21 protein-coding genes and 2 tRNA genes are annotated in these 20,110 nt (G+C 54.0%); 12 read left to right on the forward strand and 11 right to left on the reverse strand.

The features are described from left to right. Nucleotides 1-283 precede the first annotated feature (283 nt). Entirely contained in the window at nucleotides 284-628 is a 345-nt protein-coding gene (locus tag O0S10_RS09780; RefSeq protein ID WP_268925699.1) for a DUF5611 family protein, read from the reverse strand. Between the two features lie 229 nt (nucleotides 629-857). Between O0S10_RS09780 and O0S10_RS09785 the strand changes: the two genes are divergently transcribed. The 3 genes from O0S10_RS09785 to O0S10_RS09795 all read left to right on the forward strand — a co-directional run bounded on the left by O0S10_RS09785 (nucleotide 858) and on the right by O0S10_RS09795 (nucleotide 2,722). Beyond that, complete coding sequence (locus O0S10_RS09785) at nucleotides 858-1,595, forward strand: proteasome assembly chaperone family protein (RefSeq protein WP_268925700.1); 738 nt, start codon at nucleotides 858-860, stop codon at nucleotides 1,593-1,595. Continuing rightward, a complete protein-coding gene (locus tag O0S10_RS09790) occupies nucleotides 1,592-1,993 on the forward strand; it encodes a DUF473 domain-containing protein (RefSeq protein ID WP_268925701.1) in 402 nt (133 codons plus the stop codon). Before O0S10_RS09785 ends, O0S10_RS09790 begins: the two co-directional genes overlap by 4 nt. 336 nt (nucleotides 1,994-2,329) lie before the next feature. After that, complete coding sequence (locus O0S10_RS09795) at nucleotides 2,330-2,722, forward strand: HEAT repeat domain-containing protein (protein WP_268925702.1); 393 nt, start codon at nucleotides 2,330-2,332, stop codon at nucleotides 2,720-2,722. Between the two features lie 6 nt (nucleotides 2,723-2,728). Here O0S10_RS09795 and cbiQ read toward each other — a convergent pair whose 3' ends face one another. From cbiQ to O0S10_RS09825, 5 genes are all read right to left on the reverse strand, one after another. Beyond that, nucleotides 2,729-3,550: a cobalt ECF transporter T component CbiQ gene (gene cbiQ / locus O0S10_RS09800; RefSeq protein WP_268925703.1), complete on the reverse strand. Its 822-nt coding sequence runs from the start codon at nucleotides 3,548-3,550 to the stop codon at nucleotides 2,729-2,731. Then, nucleotides 3,547-4,380 (reverse strand): ATP-binding cassette domain-containing protein, encoded by an 834-nt coding sequence (locus tag O0S10_RS09805; RefSeq protein WP_268925704.1) that lies wholly within the window; start codon nucleotides 4,378-4,380, stop codon nucleotides 3,547-3,549. The genes cbiQ and O0S10_RS09805 overlap by 4 nt, the downstream gene beginning before the upstream one ends. Nucleotides 4,381-4,428: 48 nt before the next feature. Further along, nucleotides 4,429-5,412 (reverse strand): cobalt transporter CbiM, encoded by a 984-nt coding sequence (gene cbiM / locus O0S10_RS09815; RefSeq protein ID WP_338148567.1) that lies wholly within the window; start codon nucleotides 5,410-5,412, stop codon nucleotides 4,429-4,431. A gap of 67 nt (nucleotides 5,413-5,479) precedes the next feature. Beyond that, nucleotides 5,480-6,634 (reverse strand): NAD(P)/FAD-dependent oxidoreductase, encoded by a 1,155-nt coding sequence (locus tag O0S10_RS09820; protein WP_268925705.1) that lies wholly within the window; start codon nucleotides 6,632-6,634, stop codon nucleotides 5,480-5,482. 52 nt (nucleotides 6,635-6,686) lie between these two features. Next, nucleotides 6,687-6,759 (reverse strand) — tRNA-Glu (locus O0S10_RS09825). A 112-nt stretch (nucleotides 6,760-6,871) separates the two neighbouring features. Here O0S10_RS09825 and O0S10_RS09830 point away from each other — a divergent pair. Continuing rightward, on the forward strand, nucleotides 6,872-7,984 hold the full coding sequence (locus O0S10_RS09830; protein WP_268925706.1) for an OBG GTPase family GTP-binding protein: 1,113 nt from the start codon (nucleotides 6,872-6,874) through the stop codon (nucleotides 7,982-7,984). A 21-nt stretch (nucleotides 7,985-8,005) separates the two neighbouring features. On the opposite strand, the gene O0S10_RS09835 is transcribed toward O0S10_RS09830, so the two are convergent. Together O0S10_RS09835 and O0S10_RS09840 are read right to left on the reverse strand one after the other, a co-directional pair. Then, nucleotides 8,006-8,899 (reverse strand): hypothetical protein, encoded by an 894-nt coding sequence (locus O0S10_RS09835; protein ID WP_268925707.1) that lies wholly within the window; start codon nucleotides 8,897-8,899, stop codon nucleotides 8,006-8,008. Between the two features lie 229 nt (nucleotides 8,900-9,128). Next, nucleotides 9,129-9,203: transfer RNA gene (locus O0S10_RS09840), tRNA-Arg, on the reverse strand. A 425-nt stretch (nucleotides 9,204-9,628) separates the two neighbouring features. Between O0S10_RS09840 and O0S10_RS09845 the strand changes: the two genes are divergently transcribed. The 6 genes from O0S10_RS09845 to cobA are packed head-to-tail and all read left to right on the forward strand — an operon-like array spanning nucleotide 9,629 to nucleotide 15,353. Next, nucleotides 9,629-10,243, forward strand: a complete 615-nt coding sequence (locus O0S10_RS09845; RefSeq protein WP_268925708.1) for a precorrin-2 dehydrogenase/sirohydrochlorin ferrochelatase family protein — start codon at nucleotides 9,629-9,631, stop codon at nucleotides 10,241-10,243. After that, complete coding sequence (gene hemA, locus O0S10_RS09850; protein ID WP_268925709.1) at nucleotides 10,243-11,520, forward strand: glutamyl-tRNA reductase; 1,278 nt, start codon at nucleotides 10,243-10,245, stop codon at nucleotides 11,518-11,520. Before O0S10_RS09845 ends, hemA begins: the two co-directional genes overlap by 1 nt. After that, nucleotides 11,499-12,473: a porphobilinogen synthase gene (gene hemB, locus O0S10_RS09855; protein WP_268925710.1), complete on the forward strand. Its 975-nt coding sequence runs from the start codon at nucleotides 11,499-11,501 to the stop codon at nucleotides 12,471-12,473. Before hemA ends, hemB begins: the two co-directional genes overlap by 22 nt. After that, nucleotides 12,470-13,711 carry a glutamate-1-semialdehyde 2,1-aminomutase gene (hemL, locus tag O0S10_RS09860; RefSeq protein WP_268925711.1) on the forward strand — a complete coding sequence of 414 codons (1,242 nt, stop codon included), beginning with the start codon at nucleotides 12,470-12,472 and terminating at the stop codon, nucleotides 13,709-13,711. Before hemB ends, hemL begins: the two co-directional genes overlap by 4 nt. Beyond that, on the forward strand, nucleotides 13,705-14,601 hold the full coding sequence (gene hemC / locus O0S10_RS09865) for a hydroxymethylbilane synthase (protein WP_338148568.1): 897 nt from the start codon (nucleotides 13,705-13,707) through the stop codon (nucleotides 14,599-14,601). Before hemL ends, hemC begins: the two co-directional genes overlap by 7 nt. Beyond that, nucleotides 14,598-15,353, forward strand: coding sequence for a uroporphyrinogen-III C-methyltransferase (gene cobA / locus O0S10_RS09870; protein ID WP_268925712.1), 756 nt, complete (start codon nucleotides 14,598-14,600; stop codon nucleotides 15,351-15,353). The genes hemC and cobA overlap by 4 nt, the downstream gene beginning before the upstream one ends. Before the next feature lie 314 nt (nucleotides 15,354-15,667). Here cobA and hisH read toward each other — a convergent pair whose 3' ends face one another. From hisH to O0S10_RS09885, 3 genes are all read right to left on the reverse strand, one after another. Beyond that, a complete protein-coding gene (gene hisH / locus O0S10_RS09875; RefSeq protein ID WP_268925713.1) occupies nucleotides 15,668-16,279 on the reverse strand; it encodes an imidazole glycerol phosphate synthase subunit HisH in 612 nt (203 codons plus the stop codon). Continuing rightward, the gene (locus tag O0S10_RS09880; RefSeq protein WP_268925714.1) at nucleotides 16,263-17,681 is read right to left on the reverse strand and encodes a phosphoadenosine phosphosulfate reductase domain-containing protein; all 1,419 of its coding nucleotides are present in this window, start codon (nucleotides 17,679-17,681) and stop codon (nucleotides 16,263-16,265) included. Before O0S10_RS09880 ends, hisH begins: the two co-directional genes overlap by 17 nt. An 81-nt stretch (nucleotides 17,682-17,762) precedes the next feature. After that, a complete protein-coding gene (locus tag O0S10_RS09885) occupies nucleotides 17,763-18,497 on the reverse strand; it encodes a hypothetical protein (protein ID WP_268925715.1) in 735 nt (244 codons plus the stop codon). Between the two features lie 164 nt (nucleotides 18,498-18,661). On the opposite strand from O0S10_RS09885, the gene O0S10_RS09890 reads away from it, so the two are divergent. Next, the gene (locus O0S10_RS09890; protein WP_268925716.1) at nucleotides 18,662-19,861 is read left to right on the forward strand and encodes a COG1361 S-layer family protein; all 1,200 of its coding nucleotides are present in this window, start codon (nucleotides 18,662-18,664) and stop codon (nucleotides 19,859-19,861) included. Between the two features lie 5 nt (nucleotides 19,862-19,866). Next, the coding region (locus tag O0S10_RS09895; protein ID WP_277612764.1) for an ATP-binding cassette domain-containing protein at nucleotides 19,867-20,110 on the forward strand (244 nt) is incomplete at its 3' end.

Genomic DNA, 20,110 nt, shown 5'->3' on the forward strand with positions numbered 1-20,110 from the left:
ATACACAGATTCTTTCTGTGATATTCCGTAAGCCGCGAAGCGGCGGTATTCCGTGTTTTTTTTTCCGTGGAATTCCGTTTGGTCTGTGTTTTCCGTGGTTACTCCAAGCAAAACCAAAGCAAAAGATGCCTGCCGAAACCGGATTAATCGAAAACGACTCAGAGTACCTCACATCGGGCAGGACGAAAAATACCACCAAACAATCTTCGAACCATATCCATCAACAACATACCATGGATCGGTTGCAGAACACCCCCGTCCCGCACAAACCGTAAAAAAAGAATTAATTATCCTTCTCAGCAGCTTTCTTTGCCCGCTTAACCCGCTCTTTTGTCGTAAAGCCGGTAACCAGATCCAGATACTGCCGGAACCGCTTATTCGTATCCAGAATAATCGCATCAGCCTCCGCATCCGGCATAGCAAGAACCTCCGTGTTCGTCTCCGTATCAACAATCACCGTCTTATTCTTCTCTCCGGCCCAGACCTCCAGACGCGACATACTCCCGTACGAAATTGCAAAGTGTCCACCCTCTGTCTTCGGCTCAGTCTCAAAGATATCGGTAAACCCGGCAGCAATCCGATCAGAAAGATCCTTCGTCATTCCGCGCTTAACTTCATACTCCTGCATAACTACTACAGATCTATGGGACGCCTGAATTTAAGTACTTGTCAATTCGAAAAACCATCACAATCGGCGTTGCACCTAAATTCAGTGATTGCCTGTGCATGATCGCCATCGATCAAACATCAGCCCACGATTCGCACGGCTCTGCCGTGCAAATCATAGTATACTCAGGAATAAAGTACAACATCATCACAATCAGAACATTTATTGGCACAGGCACACACCTAACCATATGAACATCACAGACGCGGTGCGTGTAGAATCTCCCGCTCCCGCCGCAAAAAAAATCACCCTCCTGACCGGATTCCCCGGCTCCGGACTGGTGGGCAGCATCGCATTACAATATCTGGTAGAAAACGCAGAATTCACCCATCTCGGCAACATCACCAGCCGATTCCTCCCCCAGATATCCCTCGCAACAAACGGCATCGCCCAGGCCCCCATCCGGCTCTACGAAAAAGACAACATCATCGCAATCCTCGCAGACGTCCCCATCCCCCCGCAGATATCCTACGAAATCTCCGCCGGACTCATCGAATGGTTCTCCGGCAAAACCACAATAGACGACCTGATCGTCATCGGCGGCGTCACAACCGGCAGCGAAGGTGAACGCGTCTTCGGCGTTGCAACAACCCCCGAAGGTCTCGAAAAGATCAAAGACCAGGCAATCATCCTTCCCGCATTAAGCATCACCGGCATCTCCGGAAGCATGATCATCGAAGCACAGCTGCGCGGCATCCCCGCCACCGGATTTCTGGTTGAAACAAACTTCAACGTAGACCCGCGTGCAGCAATCGAAGCACTAAAAATACTCAACACCCGCTACGGATTTGACGTTGACACCCAGCCCCTCATGGAACAGGCCGATCAGGTCGAAGCCATGATGCACCAGCTGGCAACCGACGTACAGGAACAGGAAAACGCCGAACAGAAACCATTCTCTGCCGCAGAACAGGTGATGTACGGATGATTGCAATGCAGATGGTAGGAATTGCAGGAATTGCCCCGGAGGTCATTGCCGAACTGAAAAAAGGACGGGCACGAACCATCGAGTTCATCAATGCCCAGAATGTCATCTCAGCCTCCACCGTCAGCGTCGGCGACCCAATCTTCATCTCAACCGTACCGCATGAAGACCTCGCCACAGGAGACATAGGCATCGTCGCAACAGTCACCGCCGCATCGGTTACCATGCAGCGGATCTCAAGCGCAGTACCGGGCGTTTACTACGAAGAGCGCGAACGCCTCTCGGTGCGCCTGCAGGTGAAATTCGCCTGTACATCCCACATCCGGAAAGTTCTGGAGCACGAATACTGCCGTGTTCTCACCGTCGAAATTGCCGAATGCAGCTGCCCGCGGGCAAGATAATCTCACTCATCCCTTTTTCGGAAATATTCCGGAGATTTTTTTTTCAAAAAATCAGAATTAAATAAGTCGAAACGTGTTCCAAATGTCTGATCAGACTTTGACTCGCTAAATCGGGACTCGTCCACTTTGGTTTTGCAGAGAATAACCACAGAACACATGGCCTTCGGCCCGCGTTCCCTGTATTCCGTGGTTACTCCGGAAAAACCAAAATCAAAGTATTGTTAATTCAGTTACTTTTGATCCTGCAACTCAAGACATTTCCCACATCTGGAGCAAAGCCGAACAAACCGGAATGAAACCATAGTATGAAATACCTCTGCATTCGTATGTTGTAGTATGAGTGATGCAGAAAAAAATTCCGCAGATTTAGTACGCCTGCTCTACGACACGGACAAATCGGTACGCAACGCCGCAGCGATAGAACTGGGCAGCCGGGGAGCCGAAGGATTTGCGGCGGCACTCCCGCTTTTGTCGGATGCGTCATGGATTGTCCGCTACCGTGCATGCGAGATCATCGGGATGACAAAACAACCGGAAGCCTTTCCGGTGCTCCTGAAAACACTCGCCGACCCCCGCGATCATGTCCGGTATATGGCAGTAAAAGGACTGGGGACCTTCGGCGACTCCCGCGCCCTGCCTGAGATTGTCCGCATGCTGGAGGATGAAAATCCATTCGTGCAGAGGATTGCAGGAAAAGTTGCAGCAGAACTTTCCAAAATATCCGAATAACTCTTTTTAAAAGATCCAGTACACCAGCACCGGAAACACAATCAGGTATCCCGCTCCGAACAGAAAAAACACCCATTCTGCCGCATGCAGAGGTTTTGCCGCATAAAATACCGCGGAGTTCGCCGAATAACCGCGGCAGCACATTGCCGCATACGTCCGCTCCCCCTGATCCAGCGCCCGGACAAACAACGAACCTGCGGCATTTCCGATTACATTCAGCCGGTAGCGCAGCGGCAGCCGCCGGTCAAATCCGTTGAAACACCGCGCCGCAAATGCACTCTGAATCTTCTGATACACCAGTGCAAACACGTACAGATACCGGATAGTAAGCCCCATCACTACGATAAAGAGCCGTGGAATCCGCAGCCGCGCCGCTCCCTCCAGCATTGCCTGCATCGTCGTCGTTGCCGACAGGAGAATAATAAACGACAACGAGATCACAAACTTCGCAAACAGAGACAAACCAAAGATGATCGACTCCCAGTACATGTGAACCCCGAACGGCAGAGTTACTGCAACATGATACACCGCATAGTAGGGATTGGGGAAGAACGGCTGCAGAATAATAAAAAACAGACCAAACGGCATAATCAACAGCAGCCGCACCAGATAATACCGCAGTGACGAACCGGACAGGATATACAGTCCCCAAAACAGCATATAGATAACCATGAACGCAAAAAGCTCCGCCGTTCCGTAGGGCAGGAGAACGGTCACCAGAAGCCCGAGCAGACAGAGAATCAGCTTGACACGGGAATCAAGCGCGTGAATCGGACTGTTGCGGTATGCCTCCCGCTCGATATCAAACAGCTCATCGATCAGGCTCATAGTTTCCCAAACGCTTTCAGAAACGACTGTTCCGCATCCCGGTACGTGTAGGCGGGATCAATTGCTACTCCGTGATCGCGCAGGGATTTTATCAGGCGGGGGAGGGCAGGGAGTTCAAGATGCGCGCGGGAAAGCAGATCCTCCTGCAAAAATATCTCTTCCGGTGTTCCTGCACCCGTAATCTCCCCCTTTTCCATCACATATACCAGATCCGCCATCTCCGGTACCAGCTCCACCTGATGTGTCGAGTAAATAACCGTGACGCCGCAGGAGTCCGGCAAATCATTCAGAAAACCAAACAGCTCTTTGACGCCCTGGGGATCAAGACCTGCCGTCGGCTCATCCAGCACCATCACCTGCGGCTCCATTGCAAGCACTCCGGCAATTGCCACACGCTTCTTTTCCCCGCCGGAAAGATGATGGGGAGCACGGCTGCGCAGATCCTCAAGGCCCAGCATACCGCAGACGCGATCAACCCGGTCCGCGACACAGTCTGCATCCAGCCCCAGATTGTACGGGCCGAACGCAATATCCTGCTCCACCGTTGGTGAGAAAACCTGATCATCCGGATTCTGAAACACCAGTCCCACAAATCTCCGCACCTCCGCAAGATTCGCTTTGGTAATCGGTTCTCCTCTGATCAGCACCTCACCGGATTTCGGCATGAGGATGCCGTTGAAGTGGCGGAACAGCGTACTCTTTCCCGCACCATTCGGCCCGAGCACCGCAATCCGCTGCCGTTCATCCGCGACGAAATGAATATTTTTCAGCGCATCCTCAGTTGAGGTGCTGTAGGCGTGGCAGAGACTGCGGGTTTCGATGAGGTGCATTGTTACGTTTCCATAGGTGAAAAAAAGATAAAGAGGTGGTGGTCTGTGTTACGAAGACTTCCTGCCCGATGCCGCATACACAATCCGTGCTGCAAGAAGAATTACCACCAGTGCCGCGAAAATACCGATGACTAATGCTATGAGTCCTCCAACGGCACCGGCATCCTCACCGCCGAGAACATAATCCGGCATCGGGGATTCCCAGCCGACAGGGTCATGTGCTTCTTCAATCTCACCGTGGGCCGGAGCGAAAATATCCTTTGCACCGCCGCTTACAAGAAGTGTACTGTCAAGTCCGTCCGGATCACCAGAGGCAAGGAAGACAGCACAACCGCCGACGATGAGTGCAATTACCAGACCGATAGCCAGAAACTTGTTGACCGGCATTGCTTTCTTCTCAGTATTCCCGGTAAGTTCCGGCCGCACATTGAAGATAAGAACAACCACGATACCGGTGATAATTGCTTCAATAATACCAATGAGTGCATGGTAGATGAACATCGTCGGAAGACCGACACCAATCGGAACCGCGCCGATAATAGCGATCTCAACGGCACAGACACTCGCAGCAATTACGCAGGCAAGCCATCCTGCGACTGCGGCGGAGATCGGAACGCCCACTCTGCTTTTTAATGCGGAAAACGAGTAGAATCCGACAAATCCTGCAATCACACCCATATTGATGATGTTTGCACCAAGCGCGAGAACACCGCCGTCTCCAAAGACCAGTGCCTGAATCACCAGGACGATTGCCAGAACAAACACTGCGGCAAACGGTGAGCCAAGTACGATTGCAGCAAGGGCACCACCAACGAGATGGCCACTCACCCCGAATCCGGTCGGGAGGTTGAACGCCTGCAGGGCAAAGATACCCGCGGCAATCACTGCGAGGATGGGAATTTTTGATTCATCAAGATTGTTCCGTGCCCATTTGATTGCGAGTACGACGAATACCAGTGCTATAATCCAGAAAAGAATGCCGAGGGGGACACCCAGGGAGCTGTAGCCAAACAGAAAATCAGGGATATGCATGTTACATCACTTACAGGTTACAATAACACGCAATCACTAATAAGTATTACTAATATATTTTGGAACTTCAAATAATCATACTTCGTATCATTGATTTTATTCCAAGAGCGCCAAAGGTACTGATAAGTTCAGGTTTTTTCATTAGTTTGAGGAGGAGGGACGAGGGGCGATCCATATCACCGGCTTTTGTGATCAGTTCAAGCGTCTCAGGCGTGTTCAGGGCGTCAATTGCTGTATCGATCTCCTCTGCTGTAAGTGTGCGGCGCAGGGTGAGCGCTTTAAATCCCAGCTCAAGTTCCCTGCCGAAGTCCGCACGCCAGTATTTTTCATAGGCGGAAAGCATGGTGTCGGAGCTGTCGCCGGACTCACAGGCGGTAACAGCAACGGATGCCGCATGGCGGGCTGAGCGCACGCCGGTATATACTCCGCCGCCGGAGGTGGGTTTGGGAAATCCTGCGGCATCTCCTGCGATCATGCAGCCTGAGCCGTAGGTGCGGCGGCGGATGCCGATTGGGATGGTTCCCGTTACCTCATGGACGTTTGAAGGAGAGAACTGTTTTGCAAACGCGGCGAACCGTTCGGACACATCCCGCATGCCGCAGAGACCGATCCGTGCGCGGGAGGCGGAGAGTGGAATCACCCAGGCAAAAAAATCAGGAGACGCGTTTGGGTACAGTTCCACCTGGTCGGAGCTTCCGTTCCAGGATATTTCTGCCTGAATTCCTGCATAGATATGGCGCGACGGGGGAACACCGAGTCCCCGGGCGACAACACTGCGCGATCCGTCGGCTGCGATCAGAATGGTGTAGGGGAACTCCTGTTTCCCGGAAATACCGGTTGTCTGAATCGTCTTTTTCTCCGGATTGATCCGGGTTACAGAGGTCTTCAGTGAAAATTCTGCGCCTGCATCCGCTGCACGGGCTGCCATCTCATGATCCAGTCGTCCGCGATCCACCACATACGCCTTTGTCTCCTCCGCTGCAAAGGAAAGCTCATGCCCGGCAGAACCACAGATGCGGGCGCCGTACACCCTGTTCAGAACCGGTGCCGCCGATACCGCGCATTCAGCAAACGCAGAGTTTGAGAGAAGTCCCGCACACTGCACAGGGTATCCGATCGTGGCGTGTTCTTCAAGTACCAGTGTGCGGAGTCCTGCTTCAGCACAGAATCGTGCGGCGGCGGAACCGGTAGGGCCTGCTCCTGCGATGATGACGTCGTACATGGAAAAGCTACAGAGATGTTGTCAGTCAGAGAAAATAAACAAAAAGGGTGAGTGCTGATATGGGGATTCGAACCCCAGTCGTCGGCGTGAGAGGCCGACATGATTGGCCACTACACTATATCAGCAAGAGAACTTGCGTAACTAATGTTACCGTATGAAATATTTATAGATGACGATGTAACTGAGTAGATTCCCCCATATGTTCATCTAATACCAAAACGTATAGGTATAGACAATATGAGCCTTGAAGATGAGATCAAAGCCATTGAGGACGAGATCAGAAATACCAAATACAACAAGGCAACTTCACAGCACATCGGGCGGTTAAAAGCAAAACTCGCCAAAATTAAGGACGATGCCGTCACTCGCGCAATGAAGTCTGCCGGCAGCGGCGAGGGATATTCGGTCAAAAAGTCCGGTGACGGAACGATTGTTCTGGTCGGGTTTCCGTCGGTGGGTAAATCAACACTCTTGAACAAGCTGACCGGTGCGGAAAGTGAGACGGGCGCATATGCGTTCACTACGCTGACAGTTGTTCCGGGCCTTATGGAGTACAAGGGCGCGAAGATTCAGATTCTGGATATTCCTGGCCTTATCGCCGGTGCAGCAATGGGCAAGGGACGCGGCAAAGAGGTTATCGCTGTTGTTCGTACCGCGGACCTGATCGTAATTTTGGGTGATGTCTTCAACGGCGTGCATGTGGATGTGCTGATGCATGAACTGTATGATGCAGGAATCCGCATCAACAAACCGAGACCGGACATCACCATCAAGAAGACGGGGTTCGGCGGTGTCCGCCTGAACACCGTTGGTGCGGTGGATATTGATATTGAGGAAGTACGGGCAATTCTTGCGGAGAGCAAGATCATGAACGCGGATGTGCTGGTCCGCGGCAGCAATGTGACACAGGATGATATTATTGATGCGATGATGGGTAACCGGATGTACATTCCGGCATTTATTGCCATCAACAAGGTGGATCTCGTGACCGAGACGGAGCGGCAGGAGGTTGAGCATGAGATGCGGGAAAAGTATGGTGTTGATCCGATTATGATCTCGGCGCATGCAGGCTACAACATCGATAAGCTGCAGGATGCTATCTATGAGCATCTCGGATTTGTGCGTATTTACATGAAACCGTACGGAGAAGATGCGGATATGGAGGAGCCGATGATTATGCGGAAAGGCAGTACGATCGAAGATATCTGTCGCAGGCTGCACCGCGATTTTGTAGATCAGTTCCGGTACGCAAAGATCTGGGGAACATCGGTGAAGCATGATGCAGCAAAGGTCGGTCTGCAGCACAAAGTGGAAGACGGCGATATCGTGACGATCGTCACCAAACTCTAAAAAAATATTTTTTCTCTTTTTTTACGTGATCGGAATTTCCACACCGCCGTCGGTTCTTTCGATGATCTCATGCAGGTTGCGCAGTTCGGCTGCGACCTGTCTTGCACCGTCCACAAACATCGGGAGGTTTGCAGCGACGAGTGATGCCACCGATCCTGCAAAGATGAGGTTGTCTATGGTGCCCGGGCGGATCGTGCGGACAGCAAGAACACGACGGATTATCAGCAAAAGAAGACCGGACATAAATGCGGAGGTCAGAAGCGCAACAAGCAGTTCGACAAGACGCCTGATTGGTCCTGCAAGCATTTCGGGGATCATTTCTTCGTAGGATTCGGCATTTTCCCCGCCTCCCACAAATGCAACCCCGCTGATGAGATACGGAGCGGCAACGTCGGAAAATGCGTCATAGGCTCCGTCTCTGGCAAAGACTGCGTCTGTAAGTGTCCGCTGACCGGAGAGAAGGTCGATTAAGAGTCTGCCTGCCGAAATGTACGTGTCGGTTTCCTCTTCGGAAAGTTCCGGAGTTTCGGTTTCTTCAGATTCATATACCGATCGCACGACATTCCGTACACCGGATACAGGAAGGTGCGTTTCTGCTGCGGTTTTCGTGGAGATGTCAAGGATATCTACGGACTTCGGCAGGAGGGCGAGAACCGGCTGATAGTTTTCGGGCAGGATGCCGAACCGCTCTGCAAGCGCACGAAGGATGCGGGCAATGCTGCTTTCAAGCACAGCAATATCAGTGGTGTGAACTGCGGTGAGAAGTGAGGAGCCCGCACAGAGAAGGTCGGATACCGCGGCTGCAAGATGGTCGGCGGCAGCGTCTGTGTCACCATGGAGAAGAGCGTTTGAGGCGGCGTCAAGGGACGTCTCTGCAGTTGTGATAAGCGTGTCAACAGGAGTGTCGTTCGGCATTGGATACCCTATAGTATGCAGTCGAAAACAGATAAATGAAATACACAACAGAAGAAACTCGATTATTCAGCGGACGATACAAACTTCACCACGCAGATGTGGTCCCGTACAACCCTTGCAGCTTGATCACGTTTTTTTGCAGTTCACCTCCGTAAACTGCTTACATTCATAAATCAACTTAAGAGTAAATAAAAGTATCGGTCTCCCGGGAGATAAAATCGAAGAAAAACGGGCCTGGAGGGATTCGAACCCCCGACATTCGGGTTAGAAGCCCGACGCTATATCCTGGCTAAGCCACAAGCCCATGACTTAATGCCTTATTCTATTTGCGGTTCCAGATTATAAAATCTCCTCATAAAGGGACGTTGCACCGTTATTCCTGAGCATCCCACGATCCACACGGCAGACCCGTGTGAATCGTGGGCTGAAATTTGATCGATGACGATCATTCATAGGCAATCAACGAATTTAGGCGCAACGTCCATAAAGAGGTGTTGTTCTCATAGACGTTACTCTCAAGTCTGAAAAGTCTCGAATTGCAGGATCAAAAATATCTGAATAAAAAATACTTTGACTTTGGTTACTCCAAGCAAAACCAAAACGAAAGAATTCCGAATAATCCGAACAGACAGGATGAACAAAAATTTTTCCAGAGAAAAGCAGGCACCGTCTCCCTGCAAGTATGAAATACAGCACCTTAAAGTAACACGCAAACCCACATAACTACCAATGATTCCGCTGATGCTTGATCTCTCCGCAAAGCGCATCCTCATCTTTGGTGCAGGAGCGGTCGGTGTTCGCAAAGCCCGCCATTTTACCGGCTGCCGGATGACCTTCGTCTCCCGCAGCATCTCCCCGGACGTCTTTGCCCTTCCCCAGACCTCCATCAAACAGATGGACGTTGCAGATGCTGAGGACGACGACCTTGTAAATCTCATCGAAAAACACGACATTATCATCGCTGCACTCTCCGACGCCGGACAGAACGAACGTATCATCCGCTTCGCAAAAACCGCCGGCAAATGGTACAACAGCGCGACCGGCGGCGACGCAAACTTCCTCATTCCTTCAACCGTTCAGGGGGAGGAATACACCATCACCATCTCCACCTCAGGCCGTGCCCCCGTCGTTCCCCGGTTCATCCGCGAAGACCTTGAAGAACGGTATCAGGGCCTTGACAACATGATACGGCTGCTTGCCGCCCTGCGGGAACAACTTAAGGAAACTGTTCCCGAACAGGAAAAACGTGCAGAAATCCTCAGGAGCATTCTTCACGATGAAACCATCCGGCAGAGATGCCGGGAAAACAGGAACGCAGACGACCTTGTCGCAGGACACCTCTGATGCCGGACACTGACCTTCTCACGCCGGTCGCGGTCGCCGGAGTTGATCACACCTCCCTCGATCAGACCCAGCTTGCCGGATACCGGTTCGAAGACGAAGCATCCTTCCTTGCCGGTGCCCGGGAGCACTTCAAGGGCGCCATCCTTTTACAGACCTGCAACCGCGTTGAAATTCTGGTGCACGGCACCGGAGCTGCGCTCTCCGACTACCTTCACAGCCTCGGACGTACCGGCTTTACCCTCTACGAAGGAGATGCCGCTCTGCGCCATCTCCTCGCACTTGCCGCCGGAACCAAATCCATGATCATCGGCGAAGACCAGATTCTCGGCCAGCTCAAACGCGCCCTCCTGCTCGCAAACGAATGCGGTACAACCGACCCCGTCACCGACATCTGTATCAACACTGCAATCCATGCAGGCGTTGATATCCGTGCCGCAACCCACATCAACCGCGGCGCGGTTTCCATCGGCTCGGCCGCCGTCCAGCTTGCCGAAGAACTGCTCGGCAGCCTTGACGACCGCAACATCCTCGTCGTCGGCGGCGGCGAGATGGGAAAACTTGTTACCCAGGCACTCGCGGAAAAGAAGCTGCGGGCAATCTACGTCACCAACCGCACCTACGACCATGCCGTCGAACTTGCCCGGGAGATCGGCGGTCGGGCCATGCGCATGGATCAGCTCTACCCCTGCATCGCCTTATCCGACGTCGTCATCTCCTGCACCGCAGCCCCGCACGCTATCATCGCCGGAGAACCGCTTGCCGCCACTATGAACGAGCGGTTCTGGCCGCTCGATCCGACCCCGCGAAAACTGATCCTCATCGACATCGCCCAGCCCCGCGACACCGAAGACTCCTGCCGCAGCATCCCGGGCGTCCATCTCTTTACCATCGACGACCTGCGTTCCGTCTCGGAAAAGAACATGGAACACCGCAAAGACGAGGCCGCCCATGCCGGTGAACTCATCGAAAACTATCTTCCTGAGTTTATCCGGCTCTACAACCGCACCGCCGCGGGCGATCTGATCGCAGGACTTTATACTTGGGCAGAGTCAATCCGTGTACGAGAACGTGATAAAGCGCTCGGAAAACTGGACTGCTCCAATCCCCGGACACTTGCCGTGATCGACGATCTGACCCGTGTACTGACCAAAAAACTCCTCGCCGACGCCACTCTCTCAATCCGGGCGAGTGCCGAGTGTACCGATATCACAACAGCCCGGAAACTGGTTGATGCAATTACCCATGGTGAACAAGTATGTTTCCTCAAACACGATTAAGACGACTGAGAAGACAGAGCCTGCGTCCTCTGTTTACCGAAACCCAAGTGACGCGTAATGATCTCATAATGCCCCTGTTCTTTGTGGAAGGGGCAACAGAAAAAGTTCCTATCACCTCCATGCCCGGTCAGTTCCGCTGGCCGCTTTCTGCCGCCGCGGATGTTGCAAAAGATCTTGCCGCCGACGGCATCAAAGCAGTGATCCTCTTCGGCATCCCGAAAACCAAGGATGCTGTCGCCAGTTCCGCCTTTGCCGCCGACGGCGTTATTCAGGAGGCGACCCGCGCCATCAAGGCCGCAGTTCCGGAGATGGTGGTGATCACCGATCTCTGCGCCTGCGAGTACACCGATCACGGCCACTGCGGCATTATTCACGAATCCTGCGACGGCCCGGATCTGGACAACGATGCATCGCTTGAGTTGATGCAGAAAATCGCCGTCAGTCAGGCGGCGGCGGGAGCCGATATGGTTGCGCCGTCCTGCATGCTGGACGGCATGGTGATGGCCATCCGCGAGGCACTGGATGCTGCGGGATACGAATATCTTCCTATCATGTCCTACTCGACCAAGTTTGCATCCGCACTCTACGGCCCGTTCCGTGAGGCGGCGGATTCCGGCTTTTCCTTCGGCGACCGGTCTACGTATCAGATGAACCCTGCCAACGGCCGTGAAGCGTTTCGTGAATCACTGCTGGACACAGAAGAGGGTGCGGACATTCTGATGGTCAAACCTGCGGGCTTTTATCTGGACGTGCTTGCACAGGTCAAAGAACTCGGTCTTCCTACCGCTGCATATCAGGTGTCAGGCGAGTACTCGATGATCAAAGCCGCAGCACAAAACGGATGGATTGATGAAAAACGGATTGTGATGGAGTCTCTGATAAGTATCAAACGTGCGGGTGCGGATCTGATCATCACCTACTATGCGCAGGACGTTGCGAGGTGGCTGGCATGAGCAACAGCGAGACGCTGTTTGACGAGGCAAAAACTCTCCTGCCGGGCGGGGTCTCCAGTCCGGTGCGGGCAATCAAACCGTATCCGTTCTATGTGAAGAGTGCAAAGGGCGCGGTACTGACAACCGTCGAAGACACGAATCTTGTTGACTGCTGTCTCGGCTACGGCCCGCTGATCCTCGGACATGCCAACTCGGTGATTAAAGCGGCAATCTTCTCGCAGCTGGACAACGGCTGGCTGTACGGCACACCGACGGAGCTGGAGATCGATCTTGCGAAACGGATTTGCGGTGACCACCCGGCGATGGATATGCTCCGGTTCGTTTCAACCGGGACGGAGGCCACAATGGCAGCTCTCCGGCTCGCACGCGGATTCACCGGTAAGACGGATATTGTCAAGGTGGAAGGCGGTTTCCACGGTGCTCACGACGCGGTGCTGATTGCCGCAGGTTCGGGCGCAACGACGCACGGCACGCCCGACTCGGCAGGCGTGCTTCCTGATTTTGCGGCGCACACGCGACAGGTTCCCTACAATGACCCCGAAGCCCTTGAGGCGCTGTTGTCGAAGAACGATACCATCGCGGCGTTCATCATCGAGCCAGTGATGGGAAACATCGGCCCGATCCTTCCCGACGACGGATACCTGAAAGACGTTCGCGAGATTACGGCGGCGCACGATGTCCTCCTCATCTTCGATGAGGTGATCACCGGATACCGGCTCGGTATCGGCGGTGCGCAGGTGAAGTTCGACATCCGGCCTGACCTGACCACGCTTGGAAAGATTGCGGGCGGCGGTCTGCCGATCGGAGTGTTCGGCGGACGGCGGGAGATCATGGAGATGATCTCTCCCGCAGGACCGGTGTACAACGCAGGAACGTTCAATGCAAATCCGGCAACAATGGCGGCGGGAATTGCGATGAACAAGTATCTGCATATGCACGAGGACATCTATCCGAAACTGGAGGATAAAACACGGATACTTGAGGAGTCCGTTCCGCCGCAGGCGTCCGGAACGTTTGTGCGGATGGGTTCGATGTTCAAGTACTTCTTCCGATCTTCCGCGCCCCGGAACTATACGGAGGCGAAGCAGTGCGATACGGATGCGTTCCGCACTTTCTGGGAAAAAGCACTCTCCGCCGGTGTGTTTCTGCCGCCGTCGCAGTTTGAGACGAACTTCCTGTCAACCGCACATGGTGAGGCGGAGATGACGAAACTGGTGCGGGTGTACGGGCAATGCTGAACGTGCGGATCGGTACCCGCGGCAGCAAGCTGGCGCTTGCGCAGACCAATACTGTGCTCGGGCTTCTCGCAAACGCTGGTGTTCCTGCCGAGTCGCAGATAATTACCACCTCCGGCGATGCGGTGCTTGACCGGGGTCTGCATCAGATCGGCGGGCAGGGCGTGTTTGTCCGCGAGCTGGACAATGCGATTCTGCGCGGAGAAATTGACGCGGCGGTGCACAGCATGAAGGATATTCCGGCCGAACGGCCGGACGGGCTGATCACGGCGGCGATTCTTCCCCGCGATCCGCCGTTTGATTTCTTTGTGTTTAACCGGCCGGTGGAGGAGATCTATTCGGTGGGGACGTCAAGTACGCGGCGGCGTGCACAGCTTCTCCGGTATTACCAGTGCATGCCGCAGGTGCGGGTTGAACCGCTGCGGGGTAATGTGGACACCCGGCTTGCGAAGCTGAACGACGGTCTTTATGATGCGATTGTGCTTGCGGAGGCCGGTCTGGTGCGGCTTGGCTATCATGTAAACGGGGTGCGGCTGCCGGTGGATCAGTTTGTGCCGTCGCCGAATCAGGGGACGGTTGCGGTGGTCTGCCGCGATACGCCGGAGCTCCGGGAGGTGTTTGCACCGTTGAATGATGCCCAAACGGCGTTTGATACGGGTGTGGAGCGTCTGGTAATGGAGCAGGTGGGCGGCGGCTGTTTTACGCCGCAGGGTATTTTCTGCCGGGATGGCCACCTGATCGCGGAGGTTTTGTCGCTGGACGGAAGCCGCAGTGACCGGATTGTGGAGAAGGTCACAAGCTTTGAGGAGGCAACAGAGATTGGCATACAGTTCCGCGAAATTGCGTCCGAACTTATTGAGGAGGCAAGGACTGTCCTTGGGTTGAAATCATGACAGGTAAAGTGTTTTTAGTGGGGTCCGGGCCGGGAGGCCTCGGACTTCTGACGGCAAAGGCGCGTGAGGTTATCGATTCTGCGGATGTGATTCTGTATGATCAGCTGCCGGGCGAGGAGGTGTTATCCACGCTTCCGGCAACAGCTGAGAAGATTGATGTCGGCAAGTACGGCGGATGTCACACGATGAAGCAGGCGGATATTGAGGCGCTGCTGGTTGTAAAGGCAAAGGCCGGCGGAAATGTTGTGCGGCTGAAGGGCGGCGATCCGTTTCTGTTCGGTCGCGGCGGTGAGGAGATGGAGACGCTCCGCGAGCACGGTATTGCCGTTGAGGTGGTGCCGGGTGTAACAAGCGGGATTGCGGTTCCCGAGTGCGTCGGTATTCCGGTGACGCACCGCTCGTGGGCAAGTCAGGTGACGTTTGTCACCGGGCACGAGGATCCTGAGAAGGAGGTGTCCTCAATCGACTGGAAGTGGCTCGCGGGAAGCCCGGGAACGATTGTGATCTTTATGGGCGTGAAAAATCTCCCGGTGATCGCGGAGCTTTTGATCGAAAATGGTAAGGCACCGGAGACGAAGATTGCGGTGATTGAACGCGGGTTCCGGAAGGATCAGCGGGTGACCTGTGCAACCCTCGCAGATATCGGTGAGGTTGCGGCCCGCGTCGGGGTGAAGCCTCCCGCAATTATTGTGATTGGCGAGGTGGTAAGTCTGTACCGCGACGGTTCAGAAGGTGCGTGGGCACAGCGGTGAATTATTTTTTTTTCTGCAACTATTTTTTTGAAAAAAGTTACGGCGGTGATGTATCATGGATGCCGTCAGAAGGTCATCATGCCATCGAAGATACGTACGTTTTCTCTGGTGATTGTTACCTGCCGAGTACCTGATGATAATTGGAGGGATTTAACGGAATACGATGTTTGCCCCTTTACGATAACCGGAGAAACCGCGGATTCATCTCCTCTGGAGCATCGTATCAATCCGAAACACCTCTTACGGGTAGTATACCGCAGTACTGGATATACCCTGCGTTCCGGAACCCATCTGAAAAAATAGAACCGGAGAAATCATTCCGTCATCGCCACAAAGTTTCGCAGAATCCCCAGACCCGAAGGTCCGCTCTTCTCCGGATGGAACTGCACGCCCATGGCATTTCCGCGTGCCACCGCCGATGCATACGGCACAATGTACTCAGTTTTCGCAATCGTTGCATCAGGCGTCGTATCCGCATAATAGGAGTGCACAAAGTACACAAACGTCCCGTCAGGAACATCCGCAAACAGCGGATGATCCGACGGCGTGATCGTATTCCATCCCATCTGCGGAACCTTCATCCCGGGCATGCGAGGAAAGCGCCGTACTGTTCCGGGAATCATCCCAAGCCCCGCATGCATCCCGTGCTCCTCGCTTCGTTCAAGCAGCATCTGCATCCCAAGACAGATACCGAGCAGCGGCTTTTCCCGGACCGCCTCCTCCACAACCCGGCGGACCGGCGCAAGCTTCTCCATTCCCTCCGCAAACGCTCCCACACCCGGCAGCACAATTCCGTCGGCGGATGCGATCAGCTCCGGATCCGCCGTAACCACCGGACAGCAGCCCGCAGCCGCAAGACCCCGCACCACACTCCGGAGATTTCCCAGACCGTAATCAATCACCGCAATCTTAGAAGTGGCTGTCATGATCTCCGTCCTCCTCAGCCGACTCGCGCACACGCCACAGACCTTTCGCCGCCCACTCCGGCGGCTTGTTGTTCCGGCTGCCCCAGTCCGCGAGTTTTTTCTCCCAGTCGGCCCACATCTCCGGATACATCGCTGCAATATCTTTCATACACGAAATATCCGAAGACGGGCACATAAAGCAGCCGATACGGTCAAGGCCTAACTCATACAGCGGGTTATACGGCGCCTTCTCCCGGAACAGATACAGCCAGTCATGCATTGCCGTCCAGTGCTGAATCGGTGCAGCCGACAACTGGCAGGGAACATTTTTGTTCCGCCACACCCGCGGACTCTGCATCCGCTTCGCCGACTCATACTTCCGCTGCCCGATAAGCGACAGCGCCTCACCCCAGGTCTCCTCAATAAGTTCTTTCACCGGCATCAGCTTGCATGCCTTGCAGCACCAGCGGAAATCCACCGCCGGAGGACCGTTCGTCTCAAACCCTTCCCAGAACCCTGCATTGCCGGACCGTTCGATAAGTTCAAGCCCGTACAAATCCCGGACCTTTCGCACATTCTCAATCGTCTCCGGAAACTCAAGACCCGTATCCGCAAAAATAATCGGCAGTTTGCCTGCCGCCTTGAGAGTAATGAGCAGCGTCACCAGACTGTCCTTCCCGCCGGAGTAGGAAACCGTCGGCTGGATACCCGGATTTTTCGCAATCACATCGCGGATAAACTCAATCGACTTCCCTTCATACAGATCCAGAATATCATTATTCGCCCGGATTGCATCCTCCCATGTTGACGGCGCAGCATCGATCACCGGCTTCTGCGTCCGGCGGGTACGCACCAGCTGCCCGCGGGTCGCGCCTCTCGTCTCCGCATACGACATCTTCGCCCGGCCGACCGCAACACACTCACCGCTCTCCGCCATCACAAACACACTGTCTCCAATCGCAATCTCCGGCGACACCGACACCACACCCGGCATAAGAACACTCTTTCCCTCCTTGATGTACTCTCCCGCCTCATCTGTCACACGAATCACCCGTTTTGTCGGCTGCACAATCAGTGCTGCCGCCTCGCGGGGAAGAACCTCCCATCGATCCTCTGCGGGAATAAACCGGATTGCACACACCACCGCACCTCCGAGAATGACCTCCTCCATCCTATCCTCATCCGGCACTTTGTTCAGCAGTGCAAGATGTCCCTCCGGAATCAGCGGGACACCGAACTGTTCCGTGAACAAACGGTTGACCAGATTCCGGTCGCGTTCAAACGCGGGCCGCACATCGCCCGGCGGCGTCACCGAGACCGGGCGGGTTTTCGCGCCGCAGGCGCACAACTTGCCCATGACCGGAACATGGCAGTGATCGCACCAGTAAAACGGCACCGGTGCAAGAAACGGAGAGGACTTCATGGATAAGTAATGGGTACTGAAAAATAATGAACACAGCGGAAACCGCATGCCGCAAAGCGGCATTGCGCCTTTCCGCACATCTCAGTAGTCGCGGATGAGACTGACCGTACCGTTGTCAGGCGTCGAAAGCGTTGCCGCACTGTTCGAGGACAGCGTCATGGTATATCCTGCTTCGTTTGGAACCGCAACGGCATACACATTGTCCGCGGTCTTCGTCCACGTGCCGTAGAACTTCACCTCCGTCCCATATGACAGCGGAGCGGTTGTCTCAACCTCGATTTCAACAGTACCGGAACGCAGGAACTCAAGCTTATACTCCACCCGTGTTCCGTCACTCTTGGTAAGTACTCCGTCCCATTCGCCTGCTACCGGATCATACATCACCGCGTTGTCCGCATCCGGCAAAAGTGTCACCGTCTTACTCTCCGGTGTTGTCAGGGTACCGGTTCCGTCGTTGTTCATCACAAATGTATAGGTTCCGGCTGTGTCGAACACGAGATTATAGGATGCGGTTTTCGTCTCCGTCCACGTACCATAGTAGGTTCGTTCCTTATCCATGACGCCCATCCGTGCATCGATCTCAAGCTTTGCCGAACCGCCGTATGCGCAGTCTATCTTATACTCAACCTGCGTACCGTCCTCATTTACCAGCACACCTTCCCACTCGCCCGGCACCACGTTCGTTGCCGGGCCGGGTCCAGTCGGAGCCGGGGGGTGATTGGTATCCGGCGGTACGTTGATGGTAATGCACCCTGCTGCCGCCGCACAGAGAATACAGAAAATCGCGGCAACAACAGGCAACAGTGTTCTTTTCATGTCTCTAACTTCGCGCTTCGGGATATTATATCTGCAGATCTTTGCAAAAACTCCTGAAAGAACCACTATGTTTCATCAAATGTACATTTAGGTAATGTTTGAAAACATAATGTAATGCTTATTTTACAATAAGTTAAATATGATAAACGCAAATCAGATACTGTATGAAATCAAAGTTCCTGATATACAGTCTTCTTCTCTGTATTCTCGTCCTTGGAGCGGGAACCTCGGCGGTCTCAGCCGACGACACCGCAACCGGCCAGGTATCTGTAACCAGCCTCACGATCGATCCCGAAGTCCTCATGCCCGGAGATACCGCCATTGTCACCGCCGTCATCAAAAACTCCGGAACCACCTCTGTCTCCATCGGCCGTGTCCTCATCATGGGCGTCAATGAGATCTATTCCCCCGAAGACAAAGCCTACAACAGTGTAGGAATGCTCGGGCCAGGAGACGAAATGACCTTTACGTTCCCGATCACTTCCCGCGGTGCAACAGGAACCTTTTATCCGATGCTCTACCTTGATTTTCTGGATTCCGGCCTCACCAGTCTGAAGTACACCTTTGCCGTGCAGGTTGACGACACCCAGCTTTCCGTAGCTTTGATCGACCAGCCGGATGCATTCGGTGAGAGCAGAAATGAAGAGGTCACGCTTCGCATCGGCAACCCCCGTGCCAACACCTTAAACGGTATTGAGATCAGCGTCTCCGGCAATGGTGTCTCTTCCAAGCAGACTGCCTACTTTGTCGGAAAACTTGAACCCGATGAGTATGTGGACGCGGAACTGACCGTTATTGTGGATCAGCCGACAGACCTCTCCTTTGATGTAACCTATCGCAACGGTCAGAATCTGCACAGCAACTCGGTGGAGATTCCGGTAGAACTTGGTGAACGGAAAATCCGGGCAGAACTGGTTCTTAACAACCTTGAAGTGAAAAATTCTGGCAGTTACTATACAGTCACCGGCGATGTGAACAACGCGGGCCTTGAGGATGCAAAGTCGATTACGGTTACCACAGAACATGCAACACCGTCGGAACCGATGAAGTCTTACGTGGTCGGATCGCTTGAACCGGACGGCCTTGCAGAGTTTGAAGTGACGTTTACCAACCCGCAGTCCGACACCGTAACACTTGTTGCGGACTACAAAGACTCCGACGGCAACCTCTATCAGGAGAGTGTCGAGGTAAACATCGGTTCTGCCTCCGTCCAGATGCAGAACAGTGCCAACACCGCCCAGCCTGCACGAAGCGGCGGAAATGACATGGCCGGCACCATCATCGCCGTGCTTGCCGTGATTGCCGTTGCCGGCTGTGCGGCCTATGCCTGGAAAAAAGGTCTGCTCAAAGATCTCCGGAGATGAATCGCATGAGCGAAGCGGTTCCCGTAGTTGAACTGCGGGATGTCTATAAAATCTATCAGATGCCGGCAGGCGATGTGCACGCCTTAAACGGCGTCACCTTCTCGGTGATGCCGGGTGAATTTGTGGCCATCATGGGTCCGTCCGGATCGGGAAAATCCACCCTCATGAATATGATCGGATGCCTGGATGTTCCTACCGCGGGTGAGATGTACATCGACGGCAAGAGCGTCAAAGAGATGACCGACGACG

The sequence above is a fragment of the Methanocorpusculum petauri genome (assembly GCF_026891975.1).
Lineage (GTDB): Archaea > Halobacteriota > Methanomicrobia > Methanomicrobiales > Methanocorpusculaceae > Methanocorpusculum > Methanocorpusculum petauri.